The sequence below is a fragment of the Pseudomonas sp. GNP013 genome (genome assembly GCF_054343995.1).
Genome location: NZ_JBTGUT010000001.1, coordinates 1,229,333 through 1,247,536 on the forward strand (window position 1 = coordinate 1,229,333; position 18,204 = coordinate 1,247,536).

The window sequence follows — 18,204 nt, forward strand, 5'->3', positions numbered from 1 at the left end:
GCTCTGGCCTTTGATCCTGCTTTTGATCTTGGGCGCCCCCGTTACCCAAATAACGGATATGCACACAAAAACCCAGGCAGCCCCAAAAAAACCAACCCGCGTCAGTTTCAAGACCGATACTTGCCGCCCGCGGCAGTAGTCCGCCGTTTTTTCGACTATCCCCCGTCCATCTGCCCACCTCAACTCCCCCCAAACCCCCGCCCCACCTGCACTTGCGTCCATTCCAAAAAGTTGGACCGCAAATTGCTTAAGCCTCATCAGTACAGCGGTGGGCGGCAAGCGTCCGTCAGAAAGAGGATAGAGCGTGGACAAATACCTTTACGTGGCAATGACCGGCGCCAGCCAGAATGCTCTGGCGCAGAAGGCCCATGCCAACAATCTGGCGAACATTTCCACCAACGGCTTCCAGCGCGACCTGGAGCAGGCGCGTTCGATGCCGGTGTTCGGTGACAGCTTTCCGGCGCGGGCGTTTGCCCTGACCGAGCGGCCAGGCACTGACTTCTCGCCGGGCGCCATGATCGAAACCGGCCGTGACCTCGATGTGGCCGTCAGCGGCGACGGCTGGATGGCCGTGCAAACCCCGGATGGCGGCGAAGCCTACGTGCGCAGCGCCAGCATGAATGTGGACGCGCTGGGCGTGCTGCGCGCCGCCAACGGCATGCCGATCATGGGCAACGGCGGCCCGATTGCCGTGCCGCCCCAGCAGAAAATCGAAGTGGGCACCGACGGCACCATCAGCATCCGCGCCATGGGCGAAGGCCCGCGGGTGATGGCCGAAGTGGACCGCATCAAGCTGGTCCAGCCGGACCTCAAGAACATGACCAAGGGGCTGGACGGCACCATCCACACCAAGGATGGCCAGCCTGCCCAGGCCGATGCGCGGGTCACGCTGAACTCGGGTTTCCTGCAGGCGAGCAACGTCAACGCGGTGGAGGAAATGACCGCGGTGCTGGCGCTTTCCAAACAGTTTGAGCTGCACATCAAGATGATGAACAGCGCCAAGGAAGACGATCAGGCCATGACTCGCGTCATGCAGATGAGCTAAGTCCCCCACTAATTTCGCAGCACGGCGCCAACGATCAGGCGCACGAAGGAGAACAGCATGCTTCCGGCTCTATGGGTTGCCAAAACCGGTTTGTCCGCCCAGGACACCAACCTGACCACCATTTCCAACAACCTGGCGAACGTGTCGACCACGGGCTTCAAACGTGATCGCGCCGAGTTCCAGGACTTGCTCTATCAGATCAAGAAACAGCCGGGCGCCCAGTCGACCCAGGACAGCGAACTGCCGTCGGGCCTGCAGCTGGGTACCGGTGTGCAGATCGTCGGCACCCAGAAAAACTTCACCGCCGGTAACTTGCAGCAAACCGGGCAACCCCTGGACATGGCGATTAACGGCAAGGGGTTCTTCCAGATCCTGCAACCGGATGGCACGACTTCCTACACCCGTGACGGCACATTCCACCTGGACGCCAACGGTCAGGTCGTCACCGCCAATGGTTTTGCCCTGGAACCTGCGATTGTGGTGCCTGCGAATGCGCAGACCTTCACCGTCGGTAACGACGGCACCGTGTCGATCACCGTCGCCGGCAACCCGGCGTCGCAAGTGATCGGCAACCTGCAGACCGCCGACTTCATCAACCCGGCCGGCCTGCAGGCGATGGGCGGCAACCTGTTCCTGGAAACCGCCTCCAGCGGCGCGCCGCAAATCGGCACTCCAGGCCTCAACGGTTTCGGCACCACCCTGCAAAGCACCCTGGAAACTTCCAACGTCAGCACGGTTGAGGAGATGGTCAACATGATCACCACTCAACGCGCCTACGAGATGAACTCCAAGGTGATTTCCACCGCCGACAAGATGCTTTCGTTCGTCACGCAGAATCTGTAATCAAGTCTATGGGGCGCTTGCGAGCGCGTCTGCAACACCGTGAGGTTAGGGTCATGAATCGCTTTGTTTGTGTCTTGGCATTGAGTGGGATCAGCGTGCTGGCGGGATGTGTCGCGCCGTCGCCGAAACCCAATGACCCGTACTACGCGCCGGTGTTGCCGCGCACGCCATTGCCGGCGGCCGCCAACAATGGCTCGATCTACCAGGCCGGTTTCGAGCAGAACCTGTACAGCGATCGCAAGGCGTTCCGGGTCGGTGACATCATTACCATCACCCTGAACGAGCGCACCCAGGCCAGCAAGAACGCCAACTCCCAGGTGGGCAAGACCAGCAAGGCCGGCATCGGCCTCACCTCGTTGTTCGGTGCCGTGCCAAACGTCAATAATCCGTTGGGCGATGGCGACCTGAGCTTGAGCGCCGGTTACAGCGGCGACCGTGCCACCAATGGCAAGAGCGCGGCAGGGCAGGGCAACAGCCTGACCGGTTCGATCACTGTGACCGTGGCCGATGTATTGCCCAACGGCATCATTGCCATACGCGGTGAAAAGTGGATGACCCTCAACACCGGCGACGAGCTGGTGCGCATTGCTGGCATGGTGCGTGCAGATGATATCTCCACCGACAACACCGTGCCGTCGACCCGCATCGCCGATGCCCGCATCACGTACTCCGGCACCGGCGCGTTTGCCGATGCGAGCCAGCCGGGCTGGTTCGACCGTTTCTTCCTTAGCCCGCTGTTTCCTTTCTAGGTGCCCATTAAGGTGAGAACTTTGAACCTCAAGCAACTGCTGGCGGCGGCGCTCCTGCTGAGCCTGAGCGCTGTCGCCCAGGCCGAGCGCCTGAAAGACATCGCCAGTATTTCCGGCGTGCGCTCCAACCAGTTGATCGGTTACGGCCTGGTAGTGGGGCTCAGCGGTACGGGTGACCAGACCACCCAGACCCCGTTCACCCTGCAGACCTTCAACAACATGCTCTCGCAGTTCGGCATCAAGGTGCCGGCGGGTTCAGGCAACGTGCAACTGAAAAACGTCGCGGCGGTGTCGATCAGCGCCGATTTGCCGGCGTTCTCCAAGCCAGGCCAGGTGGTGGATATCACCGTGTCGTCCATCGGTAACTCCAAGAGCCTGCGCGGCGGCACCTTGCTGATGACGCCGCTCAAGGGTATCGACGGCAACGTCTACGCCATCGCCCAGGGCAACCTGGTGGTGGGCGGTTTTGACGCCGAGGGCCGCGACGGCTCGAAGATTACCGTCAACGTTCCGTCGGCCGGACGCATCCCTGGCGGCGCTACCGTGGAACGCACCGTGCCCAGCGGGTTCAACCAGGGCAACAGCCTGACCCTGAACCTCAATCGCTCCGACTTCACCACTGCCAAACGTGTGGTCGACAAGATCAACGACATGCTCGGCCCAGGCGTGGCCCAGGCCATCGACGGTGGCTCCGTGCGCGTCACCGCGCCACTGGACCCAAGCCAGCGTGTCGATTATCTGTCGATCCTGGAAAACCTCGAGGTCGATCCTGGCCAGGCGGTGGCCAAGGTCATCATCAACTCGCGTACCGGCACTATCGTGATCGGCCAGAACGTCAAGGTCTCGCCGGCGGCGGTCACCCACGGCAGCCTGACTGTGACCATCACCGAAGACCCAATCGTCAGCCAGCCCGGGGCCTTGTCCAATGGCCAGACGGCGGTGGTGCCACGCTCGCGGGTCAATGCCCAGCAGGAAGCCAAACCGATGTTCAAGTTCGGCCCCGGCACCACCCTGGACGAGATCGTCCGTGCGGTGAACCAGGTGGGCGCGGCGCCAGGCGACTTGATGGCGATCCTCGAAGCCCTGAAACAGGCCGGCGCCTTGCAAGCCGACCTGATCGTGATCTGAGGCCATGGCCATGGATATGCGCAAGAGCGGCATCAGCAGCACGGCGGACTCGGGGTCTTACTCCGACTTGAACCGGCTTAACCAGCTGAAGGTCGGCGACAAGAACAGCGACGGAAACATGCGCAAAGTGGCGCAGGAATTCGAGTCGCTGTTTCTCAGCGAAATGCTCAAGTCGATGCGCAAGGCCACCGACGCCGTGGGCGAAGACAACCCGCTGAACACCGATGCCGCCAAGCAGTACCAGGACATGTACGACCAGCAACTGGCGGTGTCGATGTCCCGCGAAGGCGGCGGCATCGGCCTCGCCGACGTGCTGATGCGCCAGATGCAGAAGAACAAGCCGGTGGACGCCCAGGCGGCCACCCTGCAAGGCCCTGGGGCAACTGAGCCGGCGAAGAAAGTCGATGTGCCGACCGAGATTGCCGCCGGCACCCAGGCTTCCGGCCCGTTGGGCCGCTCCAATGGCCAGCGGCCGCTGTGGGCGTACCGTGTGGCTGAGCCCCAGGCTGGCGGCGCGGCGTCCCACAGCAATGACGTGGCGCTGATGAACCAGCGCCGCATCGCCTTGCCGAGCAAGCTGACCGACCGCCTGCTCGCCGGCATCGTGCCGACCGCGCCGGTGGCTATCGACGCCAAAAGCGCGCCGCTGCGCAACAGCGCCTCCGCCGACAATGTGGTCAACAGCAGCGCGCGTGCGTTTGCCGCGCCGAGCGGGCAGATGCAGGTATACGCCCGCGCCGTGGCCCAGCCACCGTTGGCGCCGGCGAAGAAAGCGTTCAGTTCCCAGGATGAATTTGTCGCCACCATGCTGCCGATGGCCAAGGCCGCCGCCGCGCGCATTGGCATCGATCCTAAGTACCTGGTGGCCCAGGCCGCCCTGGAAACCGGTTGGGGCAAGTCGGTGATGCGCGCCCAGGATGGCAGCAGCAGCCACAACCTGTTCGGTATCAAGGCCGGCAAGAGCTGGCAGGGCGAACAGGCCCGTGCAATCACCAGCGAGTTTCGTGACGGGGCGATGGTCAAGGAAACGGCGCAGTTCCGTTCCTATACGTCCTACCAGGACAGCTTCCATGACCTCGTCACGTTGCTGCAAAGCAATGATCGCTATAAAGATGTTGTGAAATCAGCCGACAACCCGGAGCAGTTTGTGCGCGAGTTGCAAAAAGCCGGATACGCAACCGACCCGGATTACGCCAGCAAGATTTCGCAGATCGCAAAAACGATGGGCAGTTACCAGAATTACGCTGCCGCTGGCGCAACCACACATTTATAAGGTTTGAACCATGAGTTTGCTCAGTATCGGGATGTCGGGGCTCAACGCCGCTCAAGGGTCGTTGTCAGTCTTGAGTAACAACATCGCCAACGCCAATACCTCGGGCTATTCGCGTCAGCAGACCACGCAGAACGCCAGCGCGGCCAACCCTTACGGTGGCCTGTTCGTCGGTACCGGCACCACCCTGGCCGACGTGCGCCGGGTGTACAACGAATTCCTCGACGCGGCTTACCAGAACAGCACGGCGCTCAATAACGACGCCAAGGCTTATTCGGGCCAGGCCAGCGCCATCGACAAGACCCTGTCGGACAAGACCACCGGCATGTCTTCGGTGCTGAGTGGGTTCTTTGCCGCCGTGCAGACCTCGGCGGCCAACCCCAGCGACGTGTCCGCCCGTCAGGTGCTGCTGACCAGCGCCCAGACCCTGAGCAACCGCTTCAACGCAATTTCCAGCCAATTGACCCAACAGAAAGAGTCGATTAACGGTCAGTTGAGCACCATGAGTGATCAGGTCAACCAGTTGACCTCTTCCATCGCCTCGCTCAACAAGCAGATCACCCAGGCGCAGGGCTCCAACATGAGTGCGCCGGCCAACCTGCTGGATGCGCGCAACGAGGCGGTGCGTTCGCTCAATGAGCTGGTGGGCGTCACCACCGGCGAGAAGAACGGCGTGTTCAGCGTCAGCACTGGCAGTGGCCAGTCCCTGGTGCTGGGCGACCAGTCCAACAGCATTTCGGCAGTGCCGAGCAAAAGCGACCCGACCCAGTACACCATCCAGCTCAATGCCGGTGGCAGTACCGCCATCGACCTGGGCAATGTGCTCAGCGGTGGCAGCATCGGCGGCCTGTTGCGTTACCGCAGCGATGTGCTGACGCCCACCATCAACGACCTGGGGCGTATCGCGCTGGCCACCGCTGACACCGTCAACAGCCAGCTGGGCCAGGGCCTGGACCTGAACGGTGACTTTGGTGCGTCGTTGTTCAAGGACATCAACAGCGCCGCCGCCATTGCGCAGCGCAGCCAGGGAGCGGCGGGCAACAGTGCCGGCTCCGGCAACCTGAATGTCACGATCAAGGACACCAGCAAGCTGTCGACCTACGACTACAAGGTCAGCTTCACCAGTGGCAGCACTTATACCGTGCTGCGTTCCGACGGCAAGGCGATGGGCGCGTTCGACACCACCACCACGCCGCCGCCGGTGATCGATGGCTTCACCCTGGCACTGGACGGCAAGGGCCCCATGGCCGCCGGCGACAGTTTCAAAGTCAGCCCCACCGCCAATGGCGCGACCACCATCGGCACCCAGCTGACCGACGCCAATAAAGTCGCGTTCGCCGCGCCGTTGCTGGGCGAGGGCAGCAAGACCAACCAGGGCACGGGCACCTTCACTCCGCCGACCCTGACCGTGCCGATTGATATTCACGGCGGCGCCGACACCGCTCAATTGCGTACCGGGATCGAAAGCTCGATGCCGGTAAAAATGGTGTTCGGCAAGCCGGCCGCCGATGGCACCCAGAGCTACACGCTCAACGATGCCCAGGGCAATTCGATTGGCACCGGCACCATCATCCCGGGCCAGACCAACAAGATCACGGTCGACGTGCCAATGCGCGATGCCAGTGGTGCCGTGCTGGTGCCGGCCAAGAGCTTCAAGTTCGATACCACTGTCGCCGGCTCGCCCGCCAATGGCGACAGCACCACGTTCTCGTTCAATGCGACGGGCAAGTCCGACAACCGCAACGCCCAGGCGCTGCTCGACCTGCAGACCAAAGTCACGGTGGGGTTGAGTGACGGCAGCGGCGGCGGTGTGAGCCTGGTCGGGGCCAACAGTCGACTGGTGTCCACCGTCGGGGCCAAGGCCGCCTCGGGCAACACCGACACCACGGCCACGGGCGCACTGCTCAAGGCCAACCAGGACGCGCGCAACTCGGTATCCCAGGTCAACCTGGATGAAGAAGCGGGCGACATGATCAAGTTTCAGCAGTACTACACCGCGTCGTCGCAGATCATCAAGGCGGCGCAAGAAACCTTCAGTACGCTGATCAATAGTCTTTAAGGGAGCCTGGGACAATGCGCATTTCCACACAGCAGTATTTCGATACCACTGCCGCCAAGTACCAGACCAACTATTCAAGCCTGGTACAGGCTCAGGATCAGGCCTCCACGGGCGTACGCGTGCAGACAGCCGCCGATGACCCGGTGGCGGCGGCGCGCCTGTTGATGCTGCAGCAGCAGAAAGACATGCTGGGCCAGTTCAACACCAACGTCACCAGCCTGAAAAACTCCCTGACCAACGAAGAGAGCGTGCTGCAGTCGATCAACCTGGCCTTGGGCCGTGCCAGTGAACTGGCGCTGCGTGCAGGCGGCTCCCTCAGCGATGCGGACCGCCGTTCGGTGGCCAGTGAAGTCGGTGCCATCGAAGATCAAGTGCTGGGCCTGCTCAACAGCAAGGACTCGTCGGGCAACTATCTGTTTTCCGGTTCCAAGACCGATACGCCGCCCTACAGCCGTAACAGCGACGGCACCTACAACTATCAGGGCGACGAAACCCCGCTCAGCCTGCAGGTGTCCGACACCCTGAGCATCAGCGCCGGTGACACCGGCAAGAACATTCTGGAAGGCGCGGTCAACTCCAGTCGCACCCAGGCCACCTGGATTGCGCCGGCCGTGGTGCCACCGGCCACCCAGCCGGTAGCCAATGACAATAAAGTGGCGTTGTCGGCCGGGCTCGTCACCAATGGCATCGACTACACCAATAAATTCGCCGACGGCCAGCCCTACAAGCTGACCTTCAGTAGCAGTACCCAGTACACCGTGGTCGACAAGAACGGCGTTGACATCACCTCGCAGATCCCCGGCAACGGTACGTTCGATTCCACCAAGGAAGGCAGCTCCAGCGTCAACTTGCGTGGCGTGAAATTCGACATCAACTTCAACCTGGGTGACGTCGCGTCGGGCCCCAACTCCGATGCCGTGGTCAAGGATCGCTCGTTCAGCCTGGAAGCCAAGCCGGACACTTTCAGCGTGTCGCGCACCGCCAGCAACCCTTCGACGGCGCAGTTGAGCAATGCCCGCGTGACCAACCAGGCCTCGTATGCCAGCACGTTCCCGGCCAACAACGGTGCGGTGATCAAGTTCACCAGCGCCACGGCGTATCAGGTGTATGCCCAGCCGTACACGTCCGAGAGTAAATCCATCGCCACCGGCGATACCGGCGGCGGCACCACCGTCGTCGCGGCCGGGGTGACGTTCGACGTCAGCGGCACGCCGCAGAGCGGTGACCAGTTTGCGGTGGGCGCCGCTACCCAGAAGACCCAGAACGCGCTCGATACCCTGAGCCAACTGCGCCAGGCGCTTGAGCTGCCGGCCGACGGCAGCCCGGCGGCGACGGTCAAGCTCAAGGACGCGTTGTCTGCCGCGATCAGCAACTTCACCAACTCCAGTACCCAGATCGATGTGGTGCGCGGCTCCATCGGCGCGCGGCAGAATGCCCTGGATACCCAGGCCAGTGAGAACGCCAGCATCGGCCTGGCCAACACCAGCACCATGAGCGACCTGGGCAACATCGACACCGCGCAGGCGGCGATCAACCTGACCTTGCAGCAAACCATGCTGCAGGCCTCGCAATTGGCATTCGTGAAGATCTCGCAGTTGAGCCTGTTCAACAAGATGTAAGGCTCGCGCAGCGAACGACGGCTCACTCCGAAAACGGGGTGGGCCGTCGTCGTTTTCGCGGTTGAATTGTTGAAGGGTTTTGCACAAAACGCAGAAAATTGAGTGACCTGTGAGTCATAAGGCGCATCTTCACTGTATCGTGTGAAAAGGATAAGTCGCCCAGCACACCCTGCGGTGCGGCTTTCAGCGAGATTTTACGGGGTTACCCCCTCTTATTGTCAGCACTCCAGGCGCAGTCCCGGGGGTGTTCTCCAGCTATTCGGTATTGGGAAGCCACAATGATTGGCATAAAAAGCATCGCCAGTTACGTGCCCGCGGACGGGATCGATAACTACGCCCAGGGTGCCAAATTCGCCAAGGATGAAGAATTCATCATTGGCAAGATCGGGTCGGCGTTCCTGCCGCGCAAGGAAGCTACGCAGGAAACCTCCGATCTGTGTGTCGAGGCGGTCAACGCGTTGTTTGCCAACAACCCGGAGTTGAAGCGCGAGTCGATCGACGCGCTGATCGTCGTCACCCAGAACGGCGACGAAGAAGGTTTGCCCCACACCGCCGCCATCGTGCAGGACAAACTCGGCCTGCCGACTCATGTGGCCGCCTTTGATATTTCCCTGGGCTGCTCCGGCTACGTCTACGGCATCTACGCGATGAAAGGCTTCATGGAAGCCGCCGGCCTGAAAAACGGCCTGCTGATCACCGCCGACCCGTACTCGAAAATCGTCGACCCCGAAGACCGCAACACCACCATGCTGTTCGGCGATGCCGCCACTGCCACCTGGATGGGCGAAGATGCGCCGTGGTTGCTCGGCAAGTCGAAGTTCGGCACCGACGGTTCCGGCGCGCCGCACCTCAAGGTCAGCGACGGCGTGTTCTTCATGAACGGCCGTCAGGTCTTCAACTTTGCCTTGCTCAAAGTGCCGGCCCATCTGCACGAGCTGCTCAACGAATCAGACCTCAAGGCTGACGAGATTGACGCGTTCTGCATTCACCAGGGCAGTGCGGCCATCGTCGACGCCGTGGCGCGGCGTTTTGAAGATGCACCAGTGGACAAGTTCATCAAGGACATGGTCGAGACCGGCAACACCGTGTCGTCGAGCATTCCGTTGCTGCTGGAAAAACACGTGATGGACGCCACCTGGAAACGCGTGGCAATCAGCGGGTTCGGTGTGGGCCTGTCGTGGGGCTCGGCGATTCTGTATCGCCCGTGACACCTTAATAGAGCCGCCACACAAAACGCCGATGATCGAGAGATCATCGGCGTTTTTTATTTGGCGCCAGAAAAACCAGTGGTTATGGCGTTTTAGGCCCGCGTAAACCCTTGAATTGCAAGGGGTGGCACGGGGCTATTAAAAATATTCAAAAAAACACTCAAGCAACCGGCTCACACGACGATAACTATTACGAAGGTTCTCAGGCACACCCGGCGGTTGCCAGGGCCGGAAGCCGCAGTAAACCACCATCGAGGATTTCGTCATGGCTTTAACAGTAAACACCAACATTGCTTCCATCACTACCCAGAACGGCCTTGGCAAAGCAGCCAACTCGCTGCAAACCTCCATGCAGCGTCTGTCCACTGGTCTGAGCATCAACAGTGCTAAAGACAACGCTTCGGGCCTTCAGATCTCCAACCGTCTGACCAGCCAGATCAACGGCCTGGGCCAAGCGGTCAAGAACGCCAACGATGGTATCTCCATCGCGCAGACCGCTGAAGGCGCAATGCAGGCTTCGACCGACATTCTGCAAAAGATGCGTACCCTGGCTCTGTCCTCGGCTACTGGCTCCCTGAGCGACGCTGACCGTACTTCGAACAACGAAGAATACCAGGCGCTGACTTCGGAACTGACCCGTATCTCGCAGACCACTACTTTCGGTGGCCAGAAGCTGCTCGACGGTTCGTACGGCACCAAAGCCATTCAGGTTGGCGCCAACGCTAACGAAACCATCAACCTGAGCCTGAACAACGTTGCCGCCAACAACATCGGTTCGCAGCAGGTTAAAAGCGTTGGTATCACTCCTAGCGCTAGCGGCGTAGCGGGCGGCGCGATTGGCATCACCGGTAACGGCCAGACTGCCAGCGTGACTGTAGCTGCAGGCTCTTCGGCCAAAACCATCGCCAGCCAACTGAACGGCGCTGTAGGCGGCCTGTCGGCTACCGCCAGCACTGAAGCTCAGTTCGTCGTCGGCGCTGCTGCCAAAACGACTCCGGCTTCGTTCACCTTGACCATTGGTGGCCAAGCTACAACGTTCACCGGCGTGACCGATACTGCCAGCCTGGCTGACCAGTTGAAATCCAACTCCGCCAAGCTCGGCATTAGCGTCAACTACGACGAATCCAAAGGCACCCTGTCGGTCAAATCCGACTCCGGTGAGAACCTGGCATTCAGCGCTGCCACCGCAGCCGGCTCGATCACCGTTGCCACCAAAGATGGTTCCGGCAACTACGGCACCGCTGCGGCACTGGCTAACGGCCTGACCGCCACCGGTTCCGTGAACCTGGACTCGTCCAAGGGCTATGCACTGAACGGTGCCGGTGTAACCGGTCTGTTCGCCGCTACCGGCACTGCCGCAGCGTCGGCCAAAACCACCATCGCTCAAACCGACGTGACCAGTGCCTTCAACGCACAGGCCGCAGTGGCAGTGATCGACAAGGCTATCGGCGGCATCGACAGCGTACGTTCGGGCCTGGGTGCTGTTCAGAACCGTCTGACCACTACCGTAGACAACCTGACCAACATTCAGAAGAACTCCACCGCTGCACGTTCGACTGTACAAGACACCGACTTCGCTGCTGAAACAGCCGAGTTGACCAAGCAACAAACTCTGCAATCGGCCGCTACCGCGATCCTGTCGCAGGCCAACCAACTGCCATCCGCTGTACTGAAGCTGCTTCAGTAATAACCGCGCTTGGTGACTGACGGAAGGGTGCGTTTACGTGCCCTTTCGTCGTTTCGGTTTTAGAGGAGATTGGACATGGACATGAGTGTAAAGCTAGCCTCGTCTTATCCACCGGTTGCACCTCAAAGCGCACCGACCGCACTCGTTGCGGACAAGGACAAGAGCAAGGTCGAGGCCATCGCGCCGATCGCCGGCAAGCCGGAACGGGCTGACCTGGAACAAGCGGTTACCGATATTCGTGAATTCGTACAAGCGGCCCAGCGCAAACTGGATTTTTCGATTGACGATTCAACCCACCGGGTTGTGGTCAAGGTCATCGCCACCGACAGTGGCGAGGTGATTCGCCAGATTCCCTCGGAAACAGCCTTGAAGTTGGCGCAAAACCTGGCAAATGCCAGCCACGTGCTGTTCGACGAAAAGGTCTGAGCTGGCATGAAACTTGTTGCGGTGATGTCTTGATGGGTTGCTCGTCAAGAAAACGGCAACTACCGAATTAGGAGCACGATGATGGCGAGTACAACAGTTAGTGGTGTGGGTTCTGGTATCGATACCAGCTCGATCATTACGTCGCTGGTAAATGCTGAAAAAGCACCGAAACAGCTTCAGATCAACACGCAATCGCAGAAAGCGACCACTCAACTTTCGTCCATCGGAAAGATTCAGGCAGCCTTGGACGCGTTCCGTGGTGCGCTAAAGACCCAGGGGACCGACAACAGCTTCAGTGGCCTGGTCGGTACGTCCTCGGACGAAAAAGTTGCCACCATGACCGCAGGCGCGGGCGCTTCCAACGGCTCGTTTTCGCTGGTGGTGTCGCAGCTGGCCCAGCCTTCGAAGCTGAGCAGCGCCAACTTTGCCGGTGGCGCATCGAGCGTGATCAACAAGGGCAACACGGCGACCACGCTGACCATTTCGCAGTCAGGCAAGAACTTTGACGTTAGTGTGGCGCCCGGCGCGACCCTGCAGCAGGTACGTGACTCGATCAACTCGCAGTTCGGCACTGCGGGCCTGAGTGCCAACATCCTCACCGACTCCAATGGTTCACGGTTGATCCTCACCTCGACCAATGGCGGTGTGGGCACGGACTTGACCATGTCCGGCAACTCGGGTGTCGACACCGGCTACACCGTGGTCAATCCGCCGCAGAATGCCAAGTACACCATTGATGGCATTGCCGCCGAATCGAAGACCAACAACATTACCGAGGCGGTGAGTGGTGTCAGCATCAAGTTGCTGACGGTGTCGCCGCTGGCGACTGCGGGAGACAAGAGTGATAATCCTGTGCGTACGGCCCTGACCATCTCCGTCAGTACCAGCACCACCGCACTCAAATCCGGCGTCAAGGGCTTCGTCGACACCTACAACGCGCTGCTCAAGGCGATGACCGCAGAAACGGCGGTGACCAAAAGTGCGGCGGGCGACCCCGTGGCGGCGACATTGACCGGTGACTCGACCATGCGCACGCTGCAATCGGCGATTCGCAACGAGTTCAACACGATGTCGGGCAACGGTGCATTGAGATCCCTGGCCCAGTTCGGCGTCGAAACCGACCAGACCACCGGCCTGCTGTCGATCGACGACAAGCAGTGGGACAACGCGATGAAGACCAATGCTGCGGACCTCAGCAGCATCTTCACGGGCAAGGACGGCTTGCTGGCGCGCTTGACCACGGCGACCGACTCCTACGCCAAACCGACCACCGGTATCCTGGCGACGCGTTCCACCTCGTTGTCCGATAGCCTCAAGGACCTGGCCAAGCAACAGTCTGCACTCGACCAGCGGATCGATGCCTACCAGACCACGTTGACCAACAAGTACGCGGCGATGGACTCCCTGGTGGCCCAGTTGCGCCAGCAGAGCAACAACGTGTTGGGTACGCTCAACGCGCTGAACAACCAGAAAAACAACTGATTTGACTGATTGGCAAAAAGCCCGGGTCGTTGACCTGGGCTTTTTTATGCGTGCGCAGACTCCCTGTGGCGAGCAGGCGTGTTGTGGCGAGCGGGCTTGCCCCGCGTTGGGGTGCGAAGCGCCCCCCATCGAGCAAAACGCGGTGTACCTGATACGGCTCAGCGCCTGGCTTTGGGGCTGCTGCGCAGCCCAACGCAGGACAAGCCTGCTCGCCACAGGGAGTCTGCGCTTAAACTGAACGGCATTAGGGCAAGCCCGCTCGCCACATAAAAGCTCCACTGCTGGGGTTTAAGCGTTCCTCATGCACACGTCAGGGCAGCCACGCCTCTCGCCATGCCAGCAGGTTGTCTTCCCTGAGCATCCACTTGTCCAGTATCACGCTGTGCAGGGCGTCGCCGGCTGCGGCGCTGGCGTCCGGTTCGGCCAGGTGTTCGCGAATGGCGGCAATCCAGTCACTGGAGCGGTTCTTGACCCGCGTCACCGGAAGATCACCGCGATAACACAGGATGTCCGAACAGATCACCGGCAGGGCGCAGGCGCCGTATTCCAGCAGCCGCAGGTTGCTTTTGCAGGCGTTGAAAAAATTGTCTTCCAGCGGCGCCAGCGCCAGGTCCAGGTTCAGGGCTGCCAGGCGTGCCGGGTATTGGTCGATGTTCACGCCACCGTGAAACTCATGGACGTAGGGGCGCAGGGCCGGTGGGCACATGCCCATGAACACCCATTCCACCTCGCCGGCCAGTTCGCGAACCACCTCGGCAATCACTAGCAGGTCGGCGCCGTGGCTCGAACCACCGGCCCAGCCCACCCGAGGCTTGCGCCCCTGCTGGCGCAGGCTCGTCAGCCCGCTCCACCACTGGGCGGGCAGGCGGTTCTCCATCACGCGAATGTCGGCGTTGTAGCCTTTGAGCGCATTGGCCAGCGGTTGGGTCGACACCACCAGTCGATCGCACAGGGCAACGGCCTTTTTCAGGCGCTTGGCGGTGTCTTTGGGAAACAGCGAGCGGGTCAGGTTGCCCTTGGGCACATCCAGGATGTAGTCGTCCAGCTCGTACACCTTGAAGGCTTTGGACAGCGAACGGGCATTCTGGATGACTTCCAGTTGGGTTTTGGTGAACTGGCGCTGGAAGATGATCGTGTCCGGCGCCAGGCGCTCCAGTTCTACCGGTTGCAGCAGCAAATCGCTCACTTCACCGTCGATCAGTCTGGCGGCCTGCAAGGCAGCGAAGGGCTGACGCACTCGATAATGCCCGCTGCCGAAGGAGTCGCCGGGATAGCACAGAGCATAAGGCAGCGTGCGGCTGGCGAATGGCCGCCAGGCCACATCGCTGTTGCATTCGTAAGCGAAGCCGCCGCCTTCCAGGGTCAGGTTGCGATTGTAGGCAGGGTCGTTCGCCAACTGCGGCAGCCAGCGCTGATACATCACCGACTGTTCGCGCTTGAAGCGCTCGCGTTTGGCGTCCTGGCTGGTCTTGTCGACCTTGTTCTGACTCACATTGGCTTCATGCATCAGTATCGAGTAAGGCGTCCAGACCACCAGTTGCCCGGCCTGGCCGACTTTCAGGCACAGGTCCACATCGTTGTAGGAAACCCCCAGGCCGGCCTCGTCCATCCCGCCCACCTGGCGATACAGCTCGGTGCGGATCATCAGGCAGGCGGCGGTTACGGCGCTGTAGTTCTGATCGATCTGCAGGCGGTGCAGGTAGCCGTTGGACAGCATCGGGCTGTCGATGAAGCCGTGATCGGCCACGCCGCGCAAGCCAAGGACCACGCCTGCGTGCTGCACCGCGCCGTTGGGGAACAGCAGTTTGGCGCCGACAATGCCGACTTCCGGTCGCTGGGCGTGATGGAGCAGGGCGTCCAGCCAATCGCCGTTGATGACGGCGGTGTCGTTGTTGAGCAGCACCAGGTACTCGCCACGGGCGCGACTGGCGGCGAAGTTGTTGATGGCCGAATAGTTGAACGGGTGTGGGTAGCGCAGGATGCGCACCTTGGCATCGTTCAGGTGCTCCATGCCGGCGAACCATTCGCGGGCTTCGGCGGTTTGGCTGTTGTTGTCGACGATGAGCAGTTCGTAATAGGTATAGCGGGTGTTCTCCATCAGGCTTTCTATGCAGCGCATCAGCATAGGCAGTTGGTCTTTGGTGGGGATGATGATCGACACCAACGGTTTTGCGGGGTGCTGATAGACCACGCGGTGCACCATCGGCAGGGGGCCGGTGCGCAATTCGTGCGCCACGCCCAGGCGCTGCAGGTGCGCCTCGACGACCGCAGCGGAGTGGGCGATAACCTGGGCTTCACACAGCCAATGGCCGAAGTTGATAGCCTGGTGCACCAGCACTTCGGCGATATGGCCGACGCAGCCCAGCCCGTGAGCCTCGATCAGCCGCAAGAGCAGGTCTTGGGGCGCAAGTTCCGTGAAGGCAGGGTCGAAGCCATCGGCCTGCAAGGCGGCGTCGCGGCTGAACGCCAGGGTGCGGCCCACATACGGGTAACTGCGCAACAGGTCGAGGTTGAGGTCCGGCTTGAAGACCGGGTCCTGGCAGCCCGAGGCGGTGATCGAATCCTCGTCGCTGTAACAGGCACGGATGCCGGGATTCAGCGCGATCCCCTCGGCCAGCAGCAGCAGGGCATGGGGGTCGAGCTGGTCGCCGCCGCGCAGCAGGTAGTACCAGTCGGCCTGGATGCCTTGCAGCAGTTCATTGAGCTGGCTCGGCCAGGACTCTGCCAGCGGCAGCCACACCAGATTGTCGGCCGGGTTTATCCCGGCGGGCTCGACATTGGACAGTACGGCGATGGCTGCCGCCTGGTAGAGCTGGCGGTCGATGCTGTCCAGGGTGGCGCGCAAGGCGGCGATGTCACCGCTGGTATCGGTCACCACCAGCAATACGCCCGGTTGCTGCGGCCAGCTTGCCAGTCGCGCCGGCAAGCCTTCGAATTCGCTGGCGGCCAGTTGCCGGGTTGCCAGCCAGCGCTGATACAGGTGGACATTGCGCTGCTGTTTGCCGAGATGTCCCAGCACGCCGAAAAAACGTTCAAACGCGTGGGCAAGGGTGCCGTCAAGCTGGCCGGCCTCGGTTTCAAAGTCGGCAGGCATCAGGTGCATGCGCTCCAGTGGGGCCAGTGCCTCCAGGCGCATGAAGAACATGGTGCCGCCAAAAAAATCCGCCTCGTTGATGTGCTGTGGGTCAATGCCGGCACGCTCGGCCAGGGCGAGCAGATGGAAGCGGTTGTTTTCAGACAGGTTGGTGACCACTGCCTGGCGATAGTGCTCCGTGCCCAGCAGCGGATGGTGCGTCGGGTTGGCCAGGTACTCCACCGACTGGCGAAAGCGCACTGGCCCGAGCAGGTCATCGAACAGGTCACTGGCCCATGAATTGGCGACACCCAGGTGGATCGAACGCTTGGTGTGCAGCTTGACAAGGGTGTGGATATTATCGGCGCGTAAATACGGCAGTACGCTCAAAAACGGCAGGACGTCGCGCCCATGGTTGGGCACCCGGAACAGTGAATAACCCAGGCCTACTGCCGCCAAATGGCCGCGTACTTCATTTTCGCGCCCTGCCATACAGGTGACGTATAGATGCAGACGCTCATGCAGTTGAATCAGGCGCTGCAGGATGTCTGGCAGCAAATCCGGGTGAAAGGCATGGATCACCACGGCCACGGGGGGCTCGCTGTCCTCCAGAGTGGGCCGGTGTACCTCCAGCAATTCGCACGTTTCGGCACTGCCCGCCGATGCAGTAGCTTCGGCATTGGGGGCAACGTAAGCATTGCGCAGTGCAAACGGCGTGAATGCCTGAGGGCTGAACAGGGAGCGGCGACGCACCTGCAGCAGGAACTGCGGGCGATACAATCCCAGCGCACGAATCTGCTCGACGAAGTCGGCACGGCTCTGCTTGAACAGCGCTTGCATGTCGGGCTGATTCTGACGCTGGTCGGCGTGCCGACGAAACAGCGACAGCGGCTCATGCAGAAACGCCAGGTGACCGTGCTGCAGCAGGTTCACAAACATCGCCAGGTCGTTGATGGCGCGGATCACCACACCGCCAAGGGCACAGATGTGCGGCAGTTTGTCGCTCAACTGCGCGCGGCGAAACATCACGGTGCTGGGTTCGCCGATGAAATTCACCGGCCAGTCGCAGAGCAGCGAAATAATGTCTTCGCCGTGCAGGCAGGTGTCTTCGCTGAACACGCCGCACGTTTCGAGGATATCCGGCTGCGCGTCACCCTGGGCATCGATTATCGTGCGTCGCGAAGTGACCAGCGCGATGTCACCACGCGCCTGGAGTACCGCCGCCATGCGTGAAACGCAGTCGGGCAGCAGCACGTCATCGTCGTTGAGAAACTTGATGTATTCGCCCTGGGACTCCTGCATGCAGCGGTTGAGGTTGAGCATGCCGCCCAACTGCTGTTCGTTGTGCAGGTAGCGCACCGGCACAGCCGACTGTGCAGCCAGGCGTTCGGTAATCAGGCGAACGCCGTCGTCGCGACAATCATCGGTGATCACCACTTCGATATTGGTGTAGCGCTGATTCAGCGCACTGCTCAATGCCGCCTCGAAGAATCGAGGGCTGTAGGCCGGTATCGCAATGCTGACCAGCGGCACGTGTGTGGCTGAAGGAGTAGTTGTCATGCTCACACCAGTTTGAACAAGGGGCGAAGGTTGAACCGGATGTCTGCGCGCGCGG

At 61.1% G+C, this 18,204-nt stretch carries 12 protein-coding genes; 11 read left to right on the plus strand and 1 reads right to left on the minus strand.

The genetic code is table 11. From position 1 onward, the window contains the following. Positions 1-304 precede the first annotated feature (304 nt). The 11 genes from ACXX81_RS05620 (at position 305) to fliD (ending at position 13,516) form a co-directional block, all read left to right on the plus strand. Positions 305-1,045: a flagellar basal body rod protein FlgF gene (locus ACXX81_RS05620; protein WP_209983495.1), complete on the plus strand. Its 741-nt coding sequence runs from the start codon at positions 305-307 to the stop codon at positions 1,043-1,045. Between the two features lie 57 nt (positions 1,046-1,102). Continuing rightward, complete coding sequence (gene flgG / locus ACXX81_RS05625) at positions 1,103-1,888, plus strand: flagellar basal-body rod protein FlgG (protein ID WP_003230929.1); 786 nt, start codon at positions 1,103-1,105, stop codon at positions 1,886-1,888. 53 nt (positions 1,889-1,941) lie between these two features. Then, a complete protein-coding gene (flgH, locus tag ACXX81_RS05630; RefSeq protein ID WP_057008190.1) occupies positions 1,942-2,637 on the plus strand; it encodes a flagellar basal body L-ring protein FlgH in 696 nt (231 codons plus the stop codon). A gap of 21 nt (positions 2,638-2,658) precedes the next feature. Next, positions 2,659-3,765 carry a flagellar basal body P-ring protein FlgI gene (locus ACXX81_RS05635; RefSeq protein WP_231421635.1) on the plus strand — a complete coding sequence of 369 codons (1,107 nt, stop codon included), beginning with the start codon at positions 2,659-2,661 and terminating at the stop codon, positions 3,763-3,765. Positions 3,766-3,769: 4 nt separating this feature from the next. Beyond that, complete coding sequence (flgJ, locus tag ACXX81_RS05640) at positions 3,770-5,038, plus strand: flagellar assembly peptidoglycan hydrolase FlgJ (protein ID WP_209983493.1); 1,269 nt, start codon at positions 3,770-3,772, stop codon at positions 5,036-5,038. A gap of 10 nt (positions 5,039-5,048) precedes the next feature. Continuing rightward, on the plus strand, positions 5,049-7,094 hold the full coding sequence (gene flgK, locus ACXX81_RS05645) for a flagellar hook-associated protein FlgK (RefSeq protein ID WP_209983490.1): 2,046 nt from the start codon (positions 5,049-5,051) through the stop codon (positions 7,092-7,094). A 14-nt stretch (positions 7,095-7,108) separates the two neighbouring features. Further along, positions 7,109-8,713 (plus strand): flagellar hook-associated protein 3, encoded by a 1,605-nt coding sequence (locus tag ACXX81_RS05650; RefSeq protein WP_209983488.1) that lies wholly within the window; start codon positions 7,109-7,111, stop codon positions 8,711-8,713. Between the two features lie 278 nt (positions 8,714-8,991). Continuing rightward, the gene (locus tag ACXX81_RS05655; protein ID WP_231421576.1) at positions 8,992-9,921 is read left to right on the plus strand and encodes a ketoacyl-ACP synthase III; all 930 of its coding nucleotides are present in this window, start codon (positions 8,992-8,994) and stop codon (positions 9,919-9,921) included. A 265-nt stretch (positions 9,922-10,186) separates the two neighbouring features. Continuing rightward, positions 10,187-11,608 (plus strand): flagellin N-terminal helical domain-containing protein, encoded by a 1,422-nt coding sequence (locus tag ACXX81_RS05660; RefSeq protein ID WP_209983484.1) that lies wholly within the window; start codon positions 10,187-10,189, stop codon positions 11,606-11,608. Between the two features lie 75 nt (positions 11,609-11,683). Further along, positions 11,684-12,034, plus strand: coding sequence for a flagellar protein FlaG (locus tag ACXX81_RS05665; protein ID WP_209983482.1), 351 nt, complete (start codon positions 11,684-11,686; stop codon positions 12,032-12,034). A gap of 81 nt (positions 12,035-12,115) precedes the next feature. After that, a complete protein-coding gene (fliD, locus tag ACXX81_RS05670; RefSeq protein ID WP_458571341.1) occupies positions 12,116-13,516 on the plus strand; it encodes a flagellar filament capping protein FliD in 1,401 nt (466 codons plus the stop codon). Positions 13,517-13,826: 310 nt separating this feature from the next. Here fliD and ACXX81_RS05675 read toward each other — a convergent pair whose 3' ends face one another. Continuing rightward, complete coding sequence (locus ACXX81_RS05675) at positions 13,827-18,149, minus strand: glycosyltransferase (protein ID WP_458571342.1); 4,323 nt, start codon at positions 18,147-18,149, stop codon at positions 13,827-13,829. Between the last annotated feature and the right edge of the window lie 55 nt (positions 18,150-18,204).